We start from the raw sequence: 15,345 nt of genomic DNA, 5'->3' as shown, positions 1-15,345 counted from the left end.
ATCTTCTATTATTAATAGATTCCATAGAGCAGCAAATTATGCATAAAAAAATAACCAGCTGAAATCAGCCGGTTATTTTTGACGAGGGAAAACCAAACGAGATGCACTTGGGATGAGTATACAAAGAACGATACTGCAAATAATAAATGAAGGAACCATATATGTGCTGTTATAAATTAAAGAGTAGACCCATCCTGGTGTTCCTTTCGGTGCATATTGAGAGAAGAAAACGACGCCAGAAATAAAGAACGTCAGCAGCCTGAATAAACTAGCAACAAAAACAGCTAAGGTAATATAGAAGAATTGCTGTTTTCGCTTTTGATCCTGAATGGCTTTTTTGATCAGTCCAGAAAACAGGCCGCTTAAAGAAATGACAACAGATGCAACGAAGTAATCGAGGAATCCTTGAACAGGTGTAGCGATGATCGGGCTATTCATCAGCTGAAGACCTGCGATTAACACACCGATGATAAATCCGGTAGATATCCCCCATCTAATAGACATGAGAATAACGGGAATCATAATCAGCGCAAGAGAACCGCCATTGGGCATTCTTAAAAAGAGACCTGATAAGTAATCTAATACAAGAGCAAGTGAAGTCATAATCGCGATTTCCATCAGTCGTACCAATTGATTTGATTGCTGCATAAAAAAATCTCCTTTTTCATGAATTGAGCAAGGAGAGACCGTGTAAGGATGAGTATGTTATTCATAGAAAAACATATCGATTTGAATACACCGTATGTATTCAAGTGATGCCACATTCCTACTTCAGTATTAACTGACAGGTTCAAAGGGTCAGAACAACGAATGTTCACTCTCAGCACAAAGCTCCCCCTGCGGTTATTTAGTTTCAATCTATTATAAATATACTAAAGACCTGCAGGATCAACAATAGACAATTCCCGAGATAAGCAGCATTTGTATCAATATATAGGAAGAGATAAGGAAAAATAAATTATTTAGAAAAAATACTTGTTTCTTCTTTCAAAAGGTGTTATATTTGTATTCGCCGCTGAAACAGCGCGGTTGATAAATAACATTAAGAAAAAAGTTGTTGACTTTATCTTGATAGAATGTTATATTAATAAAGTCGCCTCTGAGAGACGACGAAGATGATCTTTGAAAACTAAACAAGACAAAACGTACCTGTTAATTCGAGTTTTAAAAAAAATCCTATGATACTTCATAGGTAGTCAGTCAAACTGGCGAGGCAGGAAATGATCACATGCTAAGTTCGCTACATCGTGTAGCAACGCATGTGTGATATGCATCCTGCATACCTCGGAGAGTTTGATCCTGGCTCAGGACGAACGCTGGCGGCGTGCCTAATACATGCAAGTCGAGCGGACAGAAGGGAGCTTGCTCCCGGATGTTAGCGGCGGACGGGTGAGTAACACGTGGGTAACCTGCCTGTAAGACTGGGATAACTCCGGGAAACCGGAGCTAATACCGGATAGTTCCTTGAACCGCATGGTTCAAGGATGAAAGACGGTTTCGGCTGTCACTTACAGATGGACCCGCGGCGCATTAGCTAGTTGGTGGGGTAATGGCTCACCAAGGCGACGATGCGTAGCCGACCTGAGAGGGTGATCGGCCACACTGGGACTGAGACACGGCCCAGACTCCTACGGGAGGCAGCAGTAGGGAATCTTCCGCAATGGACGAAAGTCTGACGGAGCAACGCCGCGTGAGTGATGAAGGTTTTCGGATCGTAAAGCTCTGTTGTTAGGGAAGAACAAGTGCGAGAGTAACTGCTCGCACCTTGACGGTACCTAACCAGAAAGCCACGGCTAACTACGTGCCAGCAGCCGCGGTAATACGTAGGTGGCAAGCGTTGTCCGGAATTATTGGGCGTAAAGGGCTCGCAGGCGGTTTCTTAAGTCTGATGTGAAAGCCCCCGGCTCAACCGGGGAGGGTCATTGGAAACTGGGAAACTTGAGTGCAGAAGAGGAGAGTGGAATTCCACGTGTAGCGGTGAAATGCGTAGAGATGTGGAGGAACACCAGTGGCGAAGGCGACTCTCTGGTCTGTAACTGACGCTGAGGAGCGAAAGCGTGGGGAGCGAACAGGATTAGATACCCTGGTAGTCCACGCCGTAAACGATGAGTGCTAAGTGTTAGGGGGTTTCCGCCCCTTAGTGCTGCAGCTAACGCATTAAGCACTCCGCCTGGGGAGTACGGTCGCAAGACTGAAACTCAAAGGAATTGACGGGGGCCCGCACAAGCGGTGGAGCATGTGGTTTAATTCGAAGCAACGCGAAGAACCTTACCAGGTCTTGACATCCTCTGACAACCCTAGAGATAGGGCTTTCCCTTCGGGGACAGAGTGACAGGTGGTGCATGGTTGTCGTCAGCTCGTGTCGTGAGATGTTGGGTTAAGTCCCGCAACGAGCGCAACCCTTGATCTTAGTTGCCAGCATTCAGTTGGGCACTCTAAGGTGACTGCCGGTGACAAACCGGAGGAAGGTGGGGATGACGTCAAATCATCATGCCCCTTATGACCTGGGCTACACACGTGCTACAATGGACAGAACAAAGGGCTGCAAGACCGCAAGGTTTAGCCAATCCCATAAATCTGTTCTCAGTTCGGATCGCAGTCTGCAACTCGACTGCGTGAAGCTGGAATCGCTAGTAATCGCGGATCAGCATGCCGCGGTGAATACGTTCCCGGGCCTTGTACACACCGCCCGTCACACCACGAGAGTTTGCAACACCCGAAGTCGGTGAGGTAACCTTTATGGAGCCAGCCGCCGAAGGTGGGGCAGATGATTGGGGTGAAGTCGTAACAAGGTAGCCGTATCGGAAGGTGCGGCTGGATCACCTCCTTTCTAAGGATATATGGAGCAGCGTACGTTTTCGTCTTGTTTAGTTTTGAAGGATCATTCCTTCAAAACATGTCTCTAGCGAGACAGGATTGTTCTTTGAAAACTAGATAACAATAAGTAATACATTCACATTGAATGCAATGCAAAGTTCATCACACATAGTGATTCTTTCTAAAGTAAGAAATGGTTAAGTTAGAAAGGGCGCACGGTGGATGCCTTGGCACTAGGAGCCGATGAAGGACGGGACGAACACCGATATGCTTCGGGGAGCTGTAAGCAAGCTTTGATCCGGAGATTTCCGAATGGGGAAACCCACTGCTCGTAATGGAGTAGTATCCATACTTGAATACATAGAGTATGAGAAGGCATACCCGGGGAACTGAAACATCTAAGTACCCGGAGGAAGAGAAAGCAAATGCGATTCCCTGAGTAGCGGCGAGCGAAACGGGAACAGCCCAAACCAAGAGGCTTGCCTCTTGGGGTTGTAGGACACTCTATACGGAGTTACAAAGGAATGATATAAGCGAAGAGGTCTGGAAAGGCCCGCCAAAGAAGGTAACAGCCCTGTAACTGAAATGTTGTTCTCTCCAGAGTGGATCCTGAGTACGGCGGAACACGTGAAATTCCGTCGGAATCCGGGAGGACCATCTCCCAAGGCTAAATACTCCCTAGTGACCGATAGTGAACCAGTACCGTGAGGGAAAGGTGAAAAGCACCCCGGAAGGGGAGTGAAATAGATCCTGAAACCGTGTGCCTACAAGTAGTCAGAGCCCGTTAACGGGTGATGGCGTGCCTTTTGTAGAATGAACCGGCGAGTTACGATCCCGTGCAAGGTTAAGCAGAAGATGCGGAGCCGCAGCGAAAGCGAGTCTGAATAGGGCGCATGAGTACGTGGTCGTAGACCCGAAACCAGGTGATCTACCCATGTCCAGGGTGAAGTTCAGGTAACACTGAATGGAGGCCCGAACCCACGCACGTTGAAAAGTGCGGGGATGAGGTGTGGGTAGGGGTGAAATGCCAATCGAACCTGGAGATAGCTGGTTCTCTCCGAAATAGCTTTAGGGCTAGCCTCAAGGTAAGAGTCTCGGAGGTAGAGCACTGATTGGACTAGGGGCCCCTACCGGGTTACCGAATTCAGTCAAACTCCGAATGCCGATGACTTATCCTTGGGAGTCAGACTGCGAGTGATAAGATCCGTAGTCGAAAGGGAAACAGCCCAGACCGCCAGCTAAGGTCCCAAAGTATACGTTAAGTGGAAAAGGATGTGGAGTTGCTTAGACAACCAGGATGTTGGCTTAGAAGCAGCCACCATTTAAAGAGTGCGTAATAGCTCACTGGTCGAGTGACTCTGCGCCGAAAATGTACCGGGGCTAAACGTATCACCGAAGCTGCGGACTGTTCTTACGAACAGTGGTAGGAGAGCGTTCTAAGGGCTGTGAAGCCAGACCGGAAGGACTGGTGGAGCGCTTAGAAGTGAGAATGCCGGTATGAGTAGCGAAAGACGGGTGAGAATCCCGTCCACCGAATGCCTAAGGTTTCCTGAGGAAGGCTCGTCCGCTCAGGGTTAGTCGGGACCTAAGCCGAGGCCGAAAGGCGTAGGCGATGGACAACAGGTTGATATTCCTGTACCACCTCCTCACCATTTGAGCAATGGGGGGACGCAGGAGGATAGGGTAAGCGCGGTATTGGATATCCGCGTCCAAGCAGTTAGGCTGGGAAATAGGCAAATCCGTTTCCCGTAAAGGCTGAGCTGTGATGGCGAGCGAAATTTAGTAGCGAAGTTCCTGATTCCACACTGCCAAGAAAAGCCTCTAGCGAGGTGAGAGGTGCCCGTACCGCAAACCGACACAGGTAGGCGAGGAGAGAATCCTAAGGTGATCGAGAGAACTCTCGTTAAGGAACTCGGCAAAATGACCCCGTAACTTCGGGAGAAGGGGTGCTTCTTAGGGTGTTAAAGCCCCGAGAAGCCGCAGTGAATAGGCCCAGGCGACTGTTTAGCAAAAACACAGGTCTCTGCGAAGCCGTAAGGCGAAGTATAGGGGCTGACGCCTGCCCGGTGCTGGAAGGTTAAGAGGAGCGCTTAGCGTAAGCGAAGGTGCGAATTGAAGCCCCAGTAAACGGCGGCCGTAACTATAACGGTCCTAAGGTAGCGAAATTCCTTGTCGGGTAAGTTCCGACCCGCACGAAAGGCGCAACGATCTGGGCACTGTCTCAACGAGAGACTCGGTGAAATTATAGTACCTGTGAAGATGCAGGTTACCCGCGACAGGACGGAAAGACCCCGTGGAGCTTTACTGCAGCCTGATATTGAATGTTGGTACAGCTTGTACAGGATAGGTAGGAGCCTTGGAAACCGGAGCGCTAGCTTCGGTGGAGGCATCGGTGGGATACTACCCTGGCTGTATTGACCTTCTAACCCGCTGCCCTTATCGGGCAGGGAGACAGTGTCAGGTGGGCAGTTTGACTGGGGCGGTCGCCTCCTAAAATGTAACGGAGGCGCCCAAAGGTTCCCTCAGAATGGTTGGAAATCATTCGCAGAGTGTAAAGGCACAAGGGAGCTTGACTGCGAGACCTACAAGTCGAGCAGGGACGAAAGTCGGGCTTAGTGATCCGGTGGTTCCGCATGGAAGGGCCATCGCTCAACGGATAAAAGCTACCCCGGGGATAACAGGCTTATCTCCCCCAAGAGTCCACATCGACGGGGAGGTTTGGCACCTCGATGTCGGCTCATCGCATCCTGGGGCTGTAGTCGGTCCCAAGGGTTGGGCTGTTCGCCCATTAAAGCGGTACGCGAGCTGGGTTCAGAACGTCGTGAGACAGTTCGGTCCCTATCCGTCGCGGGCGCAGGAAATTTGAGAGGAGCTGTCCTTAGTACGAGAGGACCGGGATGGACGCACCGCTGGTGTACCAGTTGTTCTGCCAAGGGCATCGCTGGGTAGCTATGTGCGGACGGGATAAGTGCTGAAAGCATCTAAGCATGAAGCCCCCCTCAAGATGAGATTTCCCATTCCGCAAGGAAGTAAGATCCCTGAAAGATGATCAGGTTGATAGGTCTGAGGTGGAAGCGTGGTGACACGTGGAGCTGACAGATACTAATAGATCGAGGACTTAACCTATATTCTAATGTGAAGCATGAACATTGTTATCTAGTTTTGAGAGAACATTCTCTCCATCAGGTTTGGTGGCGATAGCGAAGAGGTCACACCCGTTCCCATACCGAACACGGAAGTTAAGCTCTTCAGCGCCGATGGTAGTTGGGGGTTTCCCCCTGTGAGAGTAGGACGCCGCCAAGCTTCTATTAGGATCAGTTCCAGTCGGAACTGGTCTTTTTTGTGCAAGTTGAGGGTACATACATTCACTTGTTTGATAAAAGATCATGGCTTCATTTTATGTCCACAAGCAGCGTGTAAAATACTTGGATATAAAGAGAAAATGAGCCTATCGCATAAAACATATCTATAAAAAACAATAGAGAGACAGAGTATCAGCTTATATAGGGAAATTAAAGATGTGTAAGCCACTATGATTTTTATAAATGCTTACGGCTAAAGAGATACATATATCATTAAAGTATAAAAATGAGGGACTGCTAATATTTCTGAAGGAATCGAACGTTTTAAAAGAGAATATAGAAGAGAGAAGTTCAGCTGCTGAACGTGGAACAGCAGCTGTTTGAATAGGAGAAATGACGATCATTTGTTAAAAGAAATACGCAATGAAAATTGAAATAAAATTTTTTTAATATAGCCTTTACAAATGATTAAAACCTGTATATAATAATCTTTGTCGGATCGAGAGATTCCTACATAGTGGAGGATTAGCTCAGCTGGGAGAGCATCTGCCTTACAAGCAGAGGGTCGGCGGTTCGAGCCCGTCATCCTCCACCATATTTATTCTTACATAATGTTAGGATAGATAAAGCCGGTGTAGCTCAACTGGTAGAGCAACTGACTTGTAATCAGTAGGTTGGGGGTTCAAGTCCTCTTGCCGGCACCACTTTCATATGGTAAGATAGACAAGTCGCTTTTAAAGCGAGCCATTAGCTCAGTTGGTAGAGCATCTGACTTTTAATCAGAGGGTCGAAGGTTCGAGTCCTTCATGGCTCACCATGTTTCATGCGGGTGTGGCGGAATTGGCAGACGCGCTAGACTTAGGATCTAGTGTCTTTATGACGTGGGGGTTCAAGTCCCTTCACCCGCATTGCCAAATAAAATAAAGAAATCCTGTAATGCGGAAGTAGTTCAGTGGTAGAACACCACCTTGCCAAGGTGGGGGTCGCGGGTTCGAATCCCGTCTTCCGCTTATACCATCCACGCCGGGGTGGTGGAATTGGCAGACACACAGGACTTAAAATCCTGCGGTAGGTGACTACCGTGCCGGTTCAAGTCCGGCCCTCGGCATTATAAATAAGCGCCCGTAGCTCAATTGGATAGAGCGTTTGACTACGGATCAAAAGGTTAGGGGTTCGACTCCTCTCGGGCGCGCCATTAAGATCGGGAAGTAGCTCAGCTTGGTAGAGCACTTGGTTTGGGACCAAGGGGTCGCAGGTTCGAATCCTGTCTTCCCGACCATCTTTTATGGGGCCTTAGCTCAGCTGGGAGAGCGCCTGCCTTGCACGCAGGAGGTCAGCGGTTCGATCCCGCTAGGCTCCACTTTTTAAAAGATTATTTTGATCATGGCGGTGTAGCTCAGCTGGCTAGAGCGTACGGTTCATACCCGTGAGGTCGGGGGTTCGATCCCCTCCGCCGCTATAAAGGACCTTTAGCTCAGTTGGTTAGAGCAGACGGCTCATAACCGTCCGGTCGTAGGTTCGAGTCCTACAAGGTCCACCATCTATACGGAGGAATACCCAAGTCCGGCTGAAGGGATCGGTCTTGAAAACCGACAGGGGTGTCAAAGCCCGCGGGGGTTCGAATCCCTCTTCCTCCGCCATATTTTTTAAAACCCATATCATCGCGGGGTGGAGCAGTTCGGTAGCTCGTCGGGCTCATAACCCGAAGGTCGCAGGTTCAAATCCTGCCCCCGCAACCAAAATGGTCCGGTAGTTCAGTTGGTTAGAATGCCTGCCTGTCACGCAGGAGGTCGCGGGTTCGAGTCCCGTCCGGACCGCCATTTTTCAAAAGAATACTTGGCTCGGTAGCTCAGTTGGTAGAGCAACGGACTGAAAATCCGTGTGTCGGCGGTTCGATTCCGTCCCGAGCCACTTTTATCAAAATATTCATAGTATGGCGGTTGTGGCGAAGTGGTTAACGCACCAGATTGTGGCTCTGGCACTCGTGGGTTCGATTCCCATCAATCGCCCCATACATATTTTTGCGGGTGTAGTTTAGTGGTAAAACCTCAGCCTTCCAAGCTGATGTCGTGGGTTCGATTCCCATCACCCGCTCCATTTGTATATCTGTTCATGGGCCTGTAGCTCAGCTGGTTAGAGCGCACGCCTGATAAGCGTGAGGTCGGTGGTTCGAGTCCACTCAGGCCCACCATGATCTTCCGCAGTAGCTCAGTGGTAGAGCTATCGGCTGTTAACCGATCGGTCGTAGGTTCGAATCCTACCTGCGGAGCCAAATGGAGAAGTACTCAAGTGGCTGAAGAGGCGCCCCTGCTAAGGGTGTAGGTCGCGTAAGCGGCGCGAGGGTTCAAATCCCTCCTTCTCCGCCATTGATCTGGCCCGTTGGTCAAGCGGTTAAGACACCGCCCTTTCACGGCGGTAACACGGGTTCGAATCCCGTACGGGTCATTTTTAAAAGAGATCTTGTCAAAGATCTCTTTTTTATTTTCTCCAAAACGAAAGACCGCATCATGGCGGTCTTTTTTTACATATTCATGGAATAGATCGTATAAGACAAGTATGTGGCAAAGAAGCCCCATAAGACATAAGGAATCAGTAAAATTGGAATGACTTTGCTTAGTTTACGTGAGACGATGACAAGTGCAAGTGCTGTCAGTGCGACGAGCAGGCAGTCGATTGTAGCTGCAAACAAATCCTTTTGTGTAAATTGAAAAAAGCTAAAGGCTTGATTGAAAACATAATTTAAAAGGAAAAGAATCCAAAATGGTAAAGTGATTTTTTGGAACCCATATTTTCCATAAATGATCGCTGCGGACAATGAGATGAGTGCAAATAAGACAGCCCACACAGCAGCAATGACACCGCCACCAGGCGTCCATTCTGGTTTATTCAATGCGTCATACCATTCTCTGTCGATCGGGAACAAGAATCCGGCAATAGAGAATAGTGCGTATGTAATAAAGAAGACGACAATCGCCCAAATGATACTTTTTCTAGCCATCAAGAATCTCCTCCAATCAAATTCACTCTTAAAATGATTTCCCAATAATTACATGATATAAACATAAAGCCCCCAATATGAGGGGACTAATGATTTTCTTCTGTATAAGGTTCTTCCTCGTACGGTTTCAAGTCACCAAATACCGTCATGACACCTTCTTCGTCTAATGCTTCTTCATAGGCCTCGTGTGCTTTGTTCGGATACACCTTGCTGGCTTTTCCTTCAATATCAGCAGCTGCGAATCCTTCGTAGTCCTCCACATAATCTTCATCTTCTGATTGTGTATACACATCATCGTATGTTAGAGGAGGGAATTCCATATCAGACGGGGTCTCAGAGTTTCCGTAGCGTTCTACGTCTTGGTAGGCATCCTCTCCATCGTACGCAGCACTTTCTTCATTTTCAAATTGTCCCGCGGGAGGACTTAATAAATCCTCTTCAATCGGACGGTTTTGTGAAACGGTCTGTCCTTTTGAATGCTCTGTGCATGTGACGGCAGTAGGCAGGGCTTCTAAGCGTTCCTTTGGAATAGGGGCTTTACAGACCTTGCACAGACCATAAGAGCCGTCTGCAATGGCTTGGAGTGCTTCATTGATGTCTAACATATGTTCATGTTCCAAGCTGTTTAAAGCAATATCTTTCCCCCGCTCGAACAGCTCTGTCCCTTGATCACCCGGGTGGTTATCATAGGCAGACAATTCACCGATCGAATCGTAAGGAAAGGATACTTTCTGTTCATCGTCATGGCTTTTGGCTTCAAGTTCTTTCTTTTCATCGAGAAGGCGCTGCTTCAAATGATGTAATTCGTCTTTAGACAACAAAGCGATCATCCTTTCATATCAAACATATTGTTAGTATGAGCAATTTTGTATGTAAGACTAGTTCCAATTTGAAGCAATTCCTTATTAAAAAAACGCCTGCGGCTGCAGGCGTTCTTTGTTACGCGATATAGTATTGTAAGATCAAAGCGATCGTCAGCAGAAAACCAAAAAATGTATTGGTTTGAGCTGTAGATTTCATGGCATTCATTAATTCAATCGGTTTTTCTTTTTGTTTAAACTCTTTAATGGCTGTATAGGCTTTTGGCACACTGAGTAAAACAAGAAGACTCCAAAGGCCGACGATATCTGTGAAGATATAAACAAAAATGAGTACATATGATACCAAAAACATGGAAAGTAAAATGTTCACTGCAGCTTTGCGTCCAGCAAGAATGGCAAGTGTTCTTCGTCCATTTTCCTTGTCCCCGTCTAAATCACGGATATTGTTCGACAGTAAGATGGCACCAACTAAAATAGAAATTGGTAGTGAGACGAGAACAGCTTTAGACGTCAGTGTGCCTGTTTGGATATAGAAACTAATCAGGATGATTCCTAATCCCATAAAAGCACCTGAAACAAGTTCTCCAAACGGTGTATATGCAATTGGTACAGGGCCGCCAGTATAGAAATAGCCTGCTGCCATACAAATAAGACCTATTAGTGCAATCCACCAGCTAGACATCATGCAAATATATACCCCAAGTAATAAAGAAACCGCAAATAGTGCATAAGCGAGGGTGAGGACTGTCTTTGGCTTCACACCGTTTCTTACAATGGCTCCGCCGATGCCGACAGATTTCTCGTTGTCCAGCCCGCGAACATAATCAAAGTACTCATTAAACATGTTTGTTGCGATTTGGATAAACATAGATGCAAACAGCATGGCTAAAAATAGCCCAACATGTATTTGACCACTTGGAAGTGCTAAAACAGTTCCTAAAGTAACGGGAATAAATGCCGCTGTTAGTGTATGCGGTCGTAGTAAATTCCACCAAATTCGCCAGTTTTTATCAGGCTTTATTGGTGAAAGCTGATCTGATATCGATTGATGCTGCATAAAATATACTCCTTTAAATAAAAAAATACGTACACGTCCAAATTCCAGTTTAGCAAAGTTCAAAAAGGTGTCAATATATTGATGCGATGAATCGGGAAAAAGATGTTTGCTAATCGTTGCCATATCGAAGGAAAGCTTGATTTTAGAAACAGGTCCTGCCATTTTACCTTAGATGCTCTCGTTTCAATAAGCAGGAGCGAAAAAATCTTGAAAGCGTGATATAATAAGGATTCGAGGTTTTAAAAGCTGTTTTCTTTACTAAGTTCATCTGTTAAGGTTTATAATAGAAAAGCAGGTCATTCGACATATTCGAATGTTCATGTATTTTTTCATTATGGGTTTTATTTTTTTATGTTATTTCATGGATTTTGGAGGAATGTATCATGGTGACAACAGTGCAAAGTACTTTCCGGCAGGAAGCGCTCGCGACATTAGAAGAAGCGAATAACGTCAACCATGCTGTTTTGATAAGCTACTCCAGAAGAGTTGACGATCTGGATCCTCTTGCCTTTTTCCAAAGCGGCGAAGCGGATTTTTTAGGCGAGCGGTTTTTTTGGTCTGATCCAGAAAGCCAAATGATATTTTCTGGACTTGGCAGAGCGGCCGTCATTAAATCATCTGAGCAAGACAAGGAACGATTCGATATAGTCCATCAAGAATGGGAACAGCTAAAGCAGCACATGTTCCATTTTCATGATGAGAAGGAGTTAAAGCAAGCGGCTGTTGGTCCGCTTTTATTTGGAGGATTCTCGTTTGATCCGCACGAAGAGAAGGCGCGTCATTGGGAAGCATTTGGCGAGGCTCATTTTTTTGTGCCATCGATCATGCTGACTGTTTCAAAAGAAGGCAGCTTTCTTACGATCAATGAGTGGAAGCAGGTGGACGGGAATGTTCATCAGCTTATTCAAGAATTAGAACAAAAGGCCTCTCGTTTCGAGACATTACCAGTACGGACTGGTGGACAAGCTGAACTTGTTCATATGGAAGAGCTGGATGTGAACGAATGGATGAAGGCGATCCAAGAAGCGACAGACCACATTCGTGCAAACGAATATGAAAAGGTTGTTTTAGCAAGAGAAGTCTTGCTTCACTATAAAAATCAAATTGAACTTGCTCCACTATTAGCAGAATTATTAAAGCATCAAACAACAAGTTATGTATTTGCGGTTGAACAGGGAAGACAAGCATTTGTCGGAGCAACGCCGGAACGCTTAGTGAAAAAAAGCGGCGGAGAGGTCTTTTCATCCTGTTTAGCAGGTTCCATTGTTCGCGGAAAAGATGAAGCGGAGGATCACGCATTAGGCGAGGAACTGCTGCATGATGAGAAGAATTTGATTGAACATCAAATTGTCGTCAATATGATTGAGCAAGCATTTAAAGCGAATTGCCTTCATGTGCATAAACCAAATCAACCAATTCTTTATAAAACAAAAAACATTCAGCATTTGTTTACACCGATTGTGGGAGAAATTAAAAGCAGCTGTTCCCTTTTTTCATTAATTGAGCAGCTTCATCCGACGCCGGCACTAGGCGGATATCCGAAGGAAAAGGCTATAGAAGTGATTCGTGAAATCGAACCGCTTAAGCGCGGCTGGTATGCAGCGCCGGTAGGCTGGATTGATTCTCAGGATAATGGAGAATTTGCTGTAGCCATTCGGTCAGGTCTTATTGAGGAAGATCATGTTCGTTTATTCGCTGGCTGCGGAATTGTAGAGGATTCCCTTGCAAAGCAGGAGTATGAGGAAACACAAGTGAAGTTAAGACCAATGCTGTCTGCTCTTGGAGGTCATCCTATTGAATAATCACATCATGACAACATATATAGGCAGATTGATGGATGAATTCGTCCAAGGTGGTGTGAAAGAGGCAGTTGTCTGTCCAGGTTCTCGTTCAACTCCGCTTGCGATGCTGGCTCTTGCTCATCAAGACATCCATGTCCATGTTTTAGTGGACGAACGGTCTGCTGCTTTTTATGCGCTTGGTCTTGCAAAAGCAAGTCAATCACCAGTGCTGCTTATTTGTACATCAGGTACAGCAGCTGCTAATTTTTATCCAGCCATTGTAGAGGCGCATTATTCTCGTGTACCTCTTATTGTTTTAACTGCTGATCGGCCGCACGAATTGAGGGAAGTTGGAGCACCTCAAGCGATTGATCAGCAATTCTTATTCGGTAAGTTTGTTAAATGGTTCACAGACTTAGCTCTGCCAGAGGAAAGTCAAACAATGCTGCGATATGTTCAGACAGCAGCTGCGAGAGCAAATCACATGTCGATGCAGGAACCAAAGGGGCCTGTACAGATTAATGTACCTCTGAGAGAACCATTGCTTCCTGATCTGTCTATTGATCCTTTCGCGAGAGAAGAATCAGACACGAAAAAGGTATTAGCATCAGGTCAGACTTTCCCAAATGATCGAGTGATGTCTGAAATCGTAACCGTCATGAACCATTCCAAAAAGGGACTGATTGTGGCTGGTGAACTTCATACACAGGAAGAAAAAGAGGCAGTTTTACGCCTTTCGAAAGCTCTGCATTTACCTATTTTAGCTGACCCGCTGTCTCTTTTGCGCAACGGACATGAAAATGAAGATCTGATTATCGATGCGTATGATTCTTTATTAAAAGATGAAGCATTACAGCAGCACCTCTTGCCGGATATGGTCATTCGCTTTGGACCGATGCCTGTATCTAAGCCCTTATTCAAGTGGCTGGAAAACCATGCGGAAGTGAAGCAGATTGTTGTAGATGCAGCCGGAGGTTTTCGTGATCCTGGGTTAAGTGCTTCATACGTCATTGAAAGTACTGTGTCTGCTTTTGTAGAAGCAGCATTAAATCAAGCAGTACAACGTAAAGAGACAAGCTTCTTAAACTGCTGGCAGAATGCTAATTCTTCATTCAGAACGCATGCAGCCCGCTATTCAGATGAGGATTTGTCCTTTGAAGGGAATGTGTACCGTCAGCTTCAGCACCTCTTGCCAAAGGAGAGTGTCCTTTTTATCGGAAATAGTATGCCGATTCGTGATGTAGATACATTTTTTGAAACTCAGTCCAAGCCTTTTCGAATGATGGCCAATCGCGGAGCAAATGGCATTGACGGCGTTGTGTCCACAGCACTTGGCACGTATGCAGCATTGAAGCAGCCAGTCACTTTAGTCATTGGAGATTTATCATTTTACCATGATATGAACGGTCTGCTTGCAGCTAAGCTGATGGACATTCCGCTGACAGTTGTTTTGATAAACAATGATGGGGGAGGTATCTTTTCTTTCCTTCCGCAGGCGTCTGATGAACCGTATTATGAAAAGCTCTTCGGTACGCCGACAGGACTGAATTTTGAGTATGCATCGAAGTTATATGGGGGAACCTATTCGAAACCGGCAACGAAACAAGAGTTACATGATGTGTACAAGGCGCATATCGATGAACCTGGTCTTCATTTAATTGAAATTGAAACAGATCGTCATTCCCGTGTAGACAAGCATCGTCAAATGATGGATGACATATTGGAAGAAGTGAAAAAAGAATGCCTTCTCTCATCATAAGAATGCGTGATGGGGTAGCGTACGAAGTGGTGGACCAGAACCCTTCGGCAGCAAATGCTACACTATGCTTACACGGATTCACTGGAAGTGCAGCGTCTTGGACGTTCTTGAATGCTTATTTGGAGAATACAAGACTGATTCAGGTCAGCTTGCTCGGACATGGGCGTACGGACTCGCCAGAAAGTGTGAGAAGATATGCAATGTCTCAGCAGCTGGCAGATCTTGTAGAGATTTTAAACCAATTAAAGCTTCACAAAGTGAATATTCTCGGATATTCTATGGGAGGACGTATTGCTTTATCATTTGCCGCTCGTTATCCAGATCGTGTCAATAAATTGATCCTTGAGAGTACGTCTCCTGGGCTTCGCACTTTTAAAGAGCGGATGGCAAGACTAAAGCATGATCATCAGCTTGCTCAAAAGATTAGACATGAAGGCTTAGTGAAGTTTGTGGATTTTTGGGAAAGCATTCCTTTGTTTGCGTCTCAGAAAACTTTATCAGCTGAAAGGCAGACTGAGCTGAGAGAGGGAAGACTCAAAGCCAATCCTCTTGGACTGGCTCGCAGCTTAGAAGGAATTGGAACAGGTTCACAGCCGTCTGTTTGGAAGGCGTTAAAGCATATTCATTTGCCTGCTTTGTTCATTTGCGGAACGCTTGATGAAAAGTTCTGCCATATCGGCAAACGTATGCAGCAGGAGCTGAAAGGAAGTCAATTCATTTTGGCTGAGCATGCCGGGCATACAGTTCATGTGGAACAACCACATTTTTTTGGTAAAATAGTAAGTGAGTTTATTTTAGAGCAAGATTAGA

At 46.2% G+C, this 15,345-nt stretch carries 7 protein-coding genes, 21 tRNA genes, 3 rRNA genes and 1 riboswitch; of the genes, 27 read left to right on the top strand and 4 right to left on the bottom strand.

What is annotated here, in order from left to right; all coding sequences use genetic code 11:
- Window positions 1-72 precede the first annotated feature (72 nt).
- Window positions 73-648: an energy-coupled thiamine transporter ThiT gene (gene thiT / locus MHH65_RS14335; protein ID WP_098677641.1), complete on the bottom strand. Its 576-nt coding sequence runs from the start codon at window positions 646-648 to the stop codon at window positions 73-75.
- Window positions 649-746: 98 nt separating this feature from the next.
- Window positions 747-848: riboswitch (TPP riboswitch) on the bottom strand.
- Window positions 849-1,281: 433 nt separating this feature from the next.
- On the opposite strand from thiT, the gene MHH65_RS14330 reads away from it, so the two are divergent.
- The 24 genes from MHH65_RS14330 to MHH65_RS14215 all read left to right on the top strand — a co-directional run bounded on the left by MHH65_RS14330 (window position 1,282) and on the right by MHH65_RS14215 (window position 8,564).
- A 16S ribosomal RNA gene (locus MHH65_RS14330) occupies window positions 1,282-2,830 on the top strand.
- Between the two features lie 182 nt (window positions 2,831-3,012).
- Window positions 3,013-5,943, top strand: a 23S ribosomal RNA gene (locus MHH65_RS14325).
- A 61-nt stretch (window positions 5,944-6,004) separates the two neighbouring features.
- Window positions 6,005-6,120 (top strand): 5S ribosomal RNA (rrf, locus tag MHH65_RS14320).
- The 16S, 23S and 5S rRNA genes sit together here, the layout of an rRNA operon.
- A 518-nt stretch (window positions 6,121-6,638) precedes the next feature.
- A tRNA-Val gene (locus MHH65_RS14315) sits at window positions 6,639-6,714 on the top strand.
- Between the two features lie 33 nt (window positions 6,715-6,747).
- Window positions 6,748-6,823 (top strand) — tRNA-Thr (locus MHH65_RS14310).
- Window positions 6,824-6,860: 37 nt separating this feature from the next.
- A tRNA-Lys gene (locus MHH65_RS14305) sits at window positions 6,861-6,936 on the top strand.
- A gap of 8 nt (window positions 6,937-6,944) precedes the next feature.
- Window positions 6,945-7,027: transfer RNA gene (locus MHH65_RS14300), tRNA-Leu, on the top strand.
- Window positions 7,028-7,057: 30 nt separating this feature from the next.
- A tRNA-Gly gene (locus MHH65_RS14295) sits at window positions 7,058-7,129 on the top strand.
- Window positions 7,130-7,141: 12 nt separating this feature from the next.
- Window positions 7,142-7,227 (top strand) — tRNA-Leu (locus tag MHH65_RS14290).
- Window positions 7,228-7,237: 10 nt separating this feature from the next.
- A tRNA-Arg gene (locus MHH65_RS14285) sits at window positions 7,238-7,314 on the top strand.
- A 7-nt stretch (window positions 7,315-7,321) separates the two neighbouring features.
- A tRNA-Pro gene (locus MHH65_RS14280) sits at window positions 7,322-7,398 on the top strand.
- 8 nt (window positions 7,399-7,406) lie between these two features.
- Window positions 7,407-7,479, top strand: a tRNA-Ala gene (locus MHH65_RS14275).
- Window positions 7,480-7,504: 25 nt separating this feature from the next.
- Window positions 7,505-7,578 (top strand) — tRNA-Met (locus tag MHH65_RS14270).
- A 4-nt stretch (window positions 7,579-7,582) separates the two neighbouring features.
- Window positions 7,583-7,659, top strand: a tRNA-Ile gene (locus tag MHH65_RS14265).
- A 7-nt stretch (window positions 7,660-7,666) separates the two neighbouring features.
- A tRNA-Ser gene (locus MHH65_RS14260) sits at window positions 7,667-7,759 on the top strand.
- A gap of 22 nt (window positions 7,760-7,781) precedes the next feature.
- Window positions 7,782-7,858, top strand: a tRNA-Met gene (locus MHH65_RS14255).
- A gap of 4 nt (window positions 7,859-7,862) precedes the next feature.
- Window positions 7,863-7,939, top strand: a tRNA-Asp gene (locus MHH65_RS14250).
- Window positions 7,940-7,957: 18 nt separating this feature from the next.
- A tRNA-Phe gene (locus MHH65_RS14245) sits at window positions 7,958-8,030 on the top strand.
- A gap of 25 nt (window positions 8,031-8,055) precedes the next feature.
- Window positions 8,056-8,131, top strand: a tRNA-His gene (locus tag MHH65_RS14240).
- Window positions 8,132-8,142: 11 nt separating this feature from the next.
- Window positions 8,143-8,216 (top strand) — tRNA-Gly (locus MHH65_RS14235).
- 17 nt (window positions 8,217-8,233) lie between these two features.
- Window positions 8,234-8,310, top strand: a tRNA-Ile gene (locus MHH65_RS14230).
- A 6-nt stretch (window positions 8,311-8,316) separates the two neighbouring features.
- Window positions 8,317-8,391: transfer RNA gene (locus MHH65_RS14225), tRNA-Asn, on the top strand.
- Window positions 8,392-8,394: 3 nt separating this feature from the next.
- Window positions 8,395-8,485, top strand: a tRNA-Ser gene (locus MHH65_RS14220).
- A gap of 7 nt (window positions 8,486-8,492) precedes the next feature.
- Window positions 8,493-8,564 (top strand) — tRNA-Glu (locus tag MHH65_RS14215).
- A 76-nt stretch (window positions 8,565-8,640) separates the two neighbouring features.
- Here the strand turns inward: MHH65_RS14215 and MHH65_RS14210 are convergent.
- The 3 genes from MHH65_RS14210 to MHH65_RS14200 all read right to left on the bottom strand — a co-directional run bounded on the left by MHH65_RS14210 (window position 8,641) and on the right by MHH65_RS14200 (window position 10,995).
- Complete coding sequence (locus tag MHH65_RS14210; protein WP_081124711.1) at window positions 8,641-9,117, bottom strand: tryptophan-rich sensory protein; 477 nt, start codon at window positions 9,115-9,117, stop codon at window positions 8,641-8,643.
- A gap of 86 nt (window positions 9,118-9,203) precedes the next feature.
- A complete protein-coding gene (locus tag MHH65_RS14205) occupies window positions 9,204-9,938 on the bottom strand; it encodes a TraR/DksA C4-type zinc finger protein (RefSeq protein WP_098677203.1) in 735 nt (244 codons plus the stop codon).
- A gap of 118 nt (window positions 9,939-10,056) precedes the next feature.
- Window positions 10,057-10,995, bottom strand: coding sequence for a 1,4-dihydroxy-2-naphthoate polyprenyltransferase (locus MHH65_RS14200; RefSeq protein WP_041117205.1), 939 nt, complete (start codon window positions 10,993-10,995; stop codon window positions 10,057-10,059).
- 383 nt (window positions 10,996-11,378) lie between these two features.
- On the opposite strand from MHH65_RS14200, the gene MHH65_RS14195 reads away from it, so the two are divergent.
- Genes MHH65_RS14195 through menH form a run of 3 tightly spaced genes read left to right on the top strand, consistent with a single transcriptional unit; the run spans window position 11,379 to window position 15,344 of the window.
- A complete protein-coding gene (locus tag MHH65_RS14195) occupies window positions 11,379-12,797 on the top strand; it encodes an isochorismate synthase (RefSeq protein WP_098677204.1) in 1,419 nt (472 codons plus the stop codon).
- Window positions 12,790-14,535 carry a 2-succinyl-5-enolpyruvyl-6-hydroxy-3-cyclohexene-1-carboxylic-acid synthase gene (gene menD, locus MHH65_RS14190; RefSeq protein ID WP_098677205.1) on the top strand — a complete coding sequence of 582 codons (1,746 nt, stop codon included), beginning with the start codon at window positions 12,790-12,792 and terminating at the stop codon, window positions 14,533-14,535. Before MHH65_RS14195 ends, menD begins: the two co-directional genes overlap by 8 nt.
- Entirely contained in the window at window positions 14,517-15,344 is an 828-nt protein-coding gene (gene menH, locus MHH65_RS14185; RefSeq protein WP_034279373.1) for a 2-succinyl-6-hydroxy-2,4-cyclohexadiene-1-carboxylate synthase, read from the top strand. Before menD ends, menH begins: the two co-directional genes overlap by 19 nt.
- The last annotated feature ends 1 nt before the right edge of the window (window position 15,345 follow it).

The sequence above is a fragment of the Bacillus sp. FSL L8-0654 genome, assembly GCF_038629965.1.
Taxonomy (GTDB): domain Bacteria; phylum Bacillota; class Bacilli; order Bacillales; family Bacillaceae; genus Bacillus; species Bacillus safensis.
The sequence above is the reverse complement of the archived record's forward strand: the minus strand, read 5'-3'. Positions and strand labels throughout refer to the sequence as shown.

Excerpts from the sequence above, each read along its gene's own strand:
- thiT (WP_098677641.1), bottom strand. The coding sequence starts at position 648 with ATGCAGCAATCAAATCAATTGGTACGACTGATGGAAATCGCGATTATG.
- MHH65_RS14210 (WP_081124711.1), bottom strand. The coding sequence starts at position 9,117 with ATGGCTAGAAAAAGTATCATTTGGGCGATTGTCGTCTTCTTTATTACA.
- MHH65_RS14200 (WP_041117205.1), bottom strand. The coding sequence starts at position 10,995 with ATGCAGCATCAATCGATATCAGATCAGCTTTCACCAATAAAGCCTGAT.
- MHH65_RS14195 (WP_098677204.1), top strand. The coding sequence starts at position 11,379 with ATGGTGACAACAGTGCAAAGTACTTTCCGGCAGGAAGCGCTCGCGACA.
- menH (WP_034279373.1), top strand. The coding sequence starts at position 14,517 with ATGCCTTCTCTCATCATAAGAATGCGTGATGGGGTAGCGTACGAAGTG.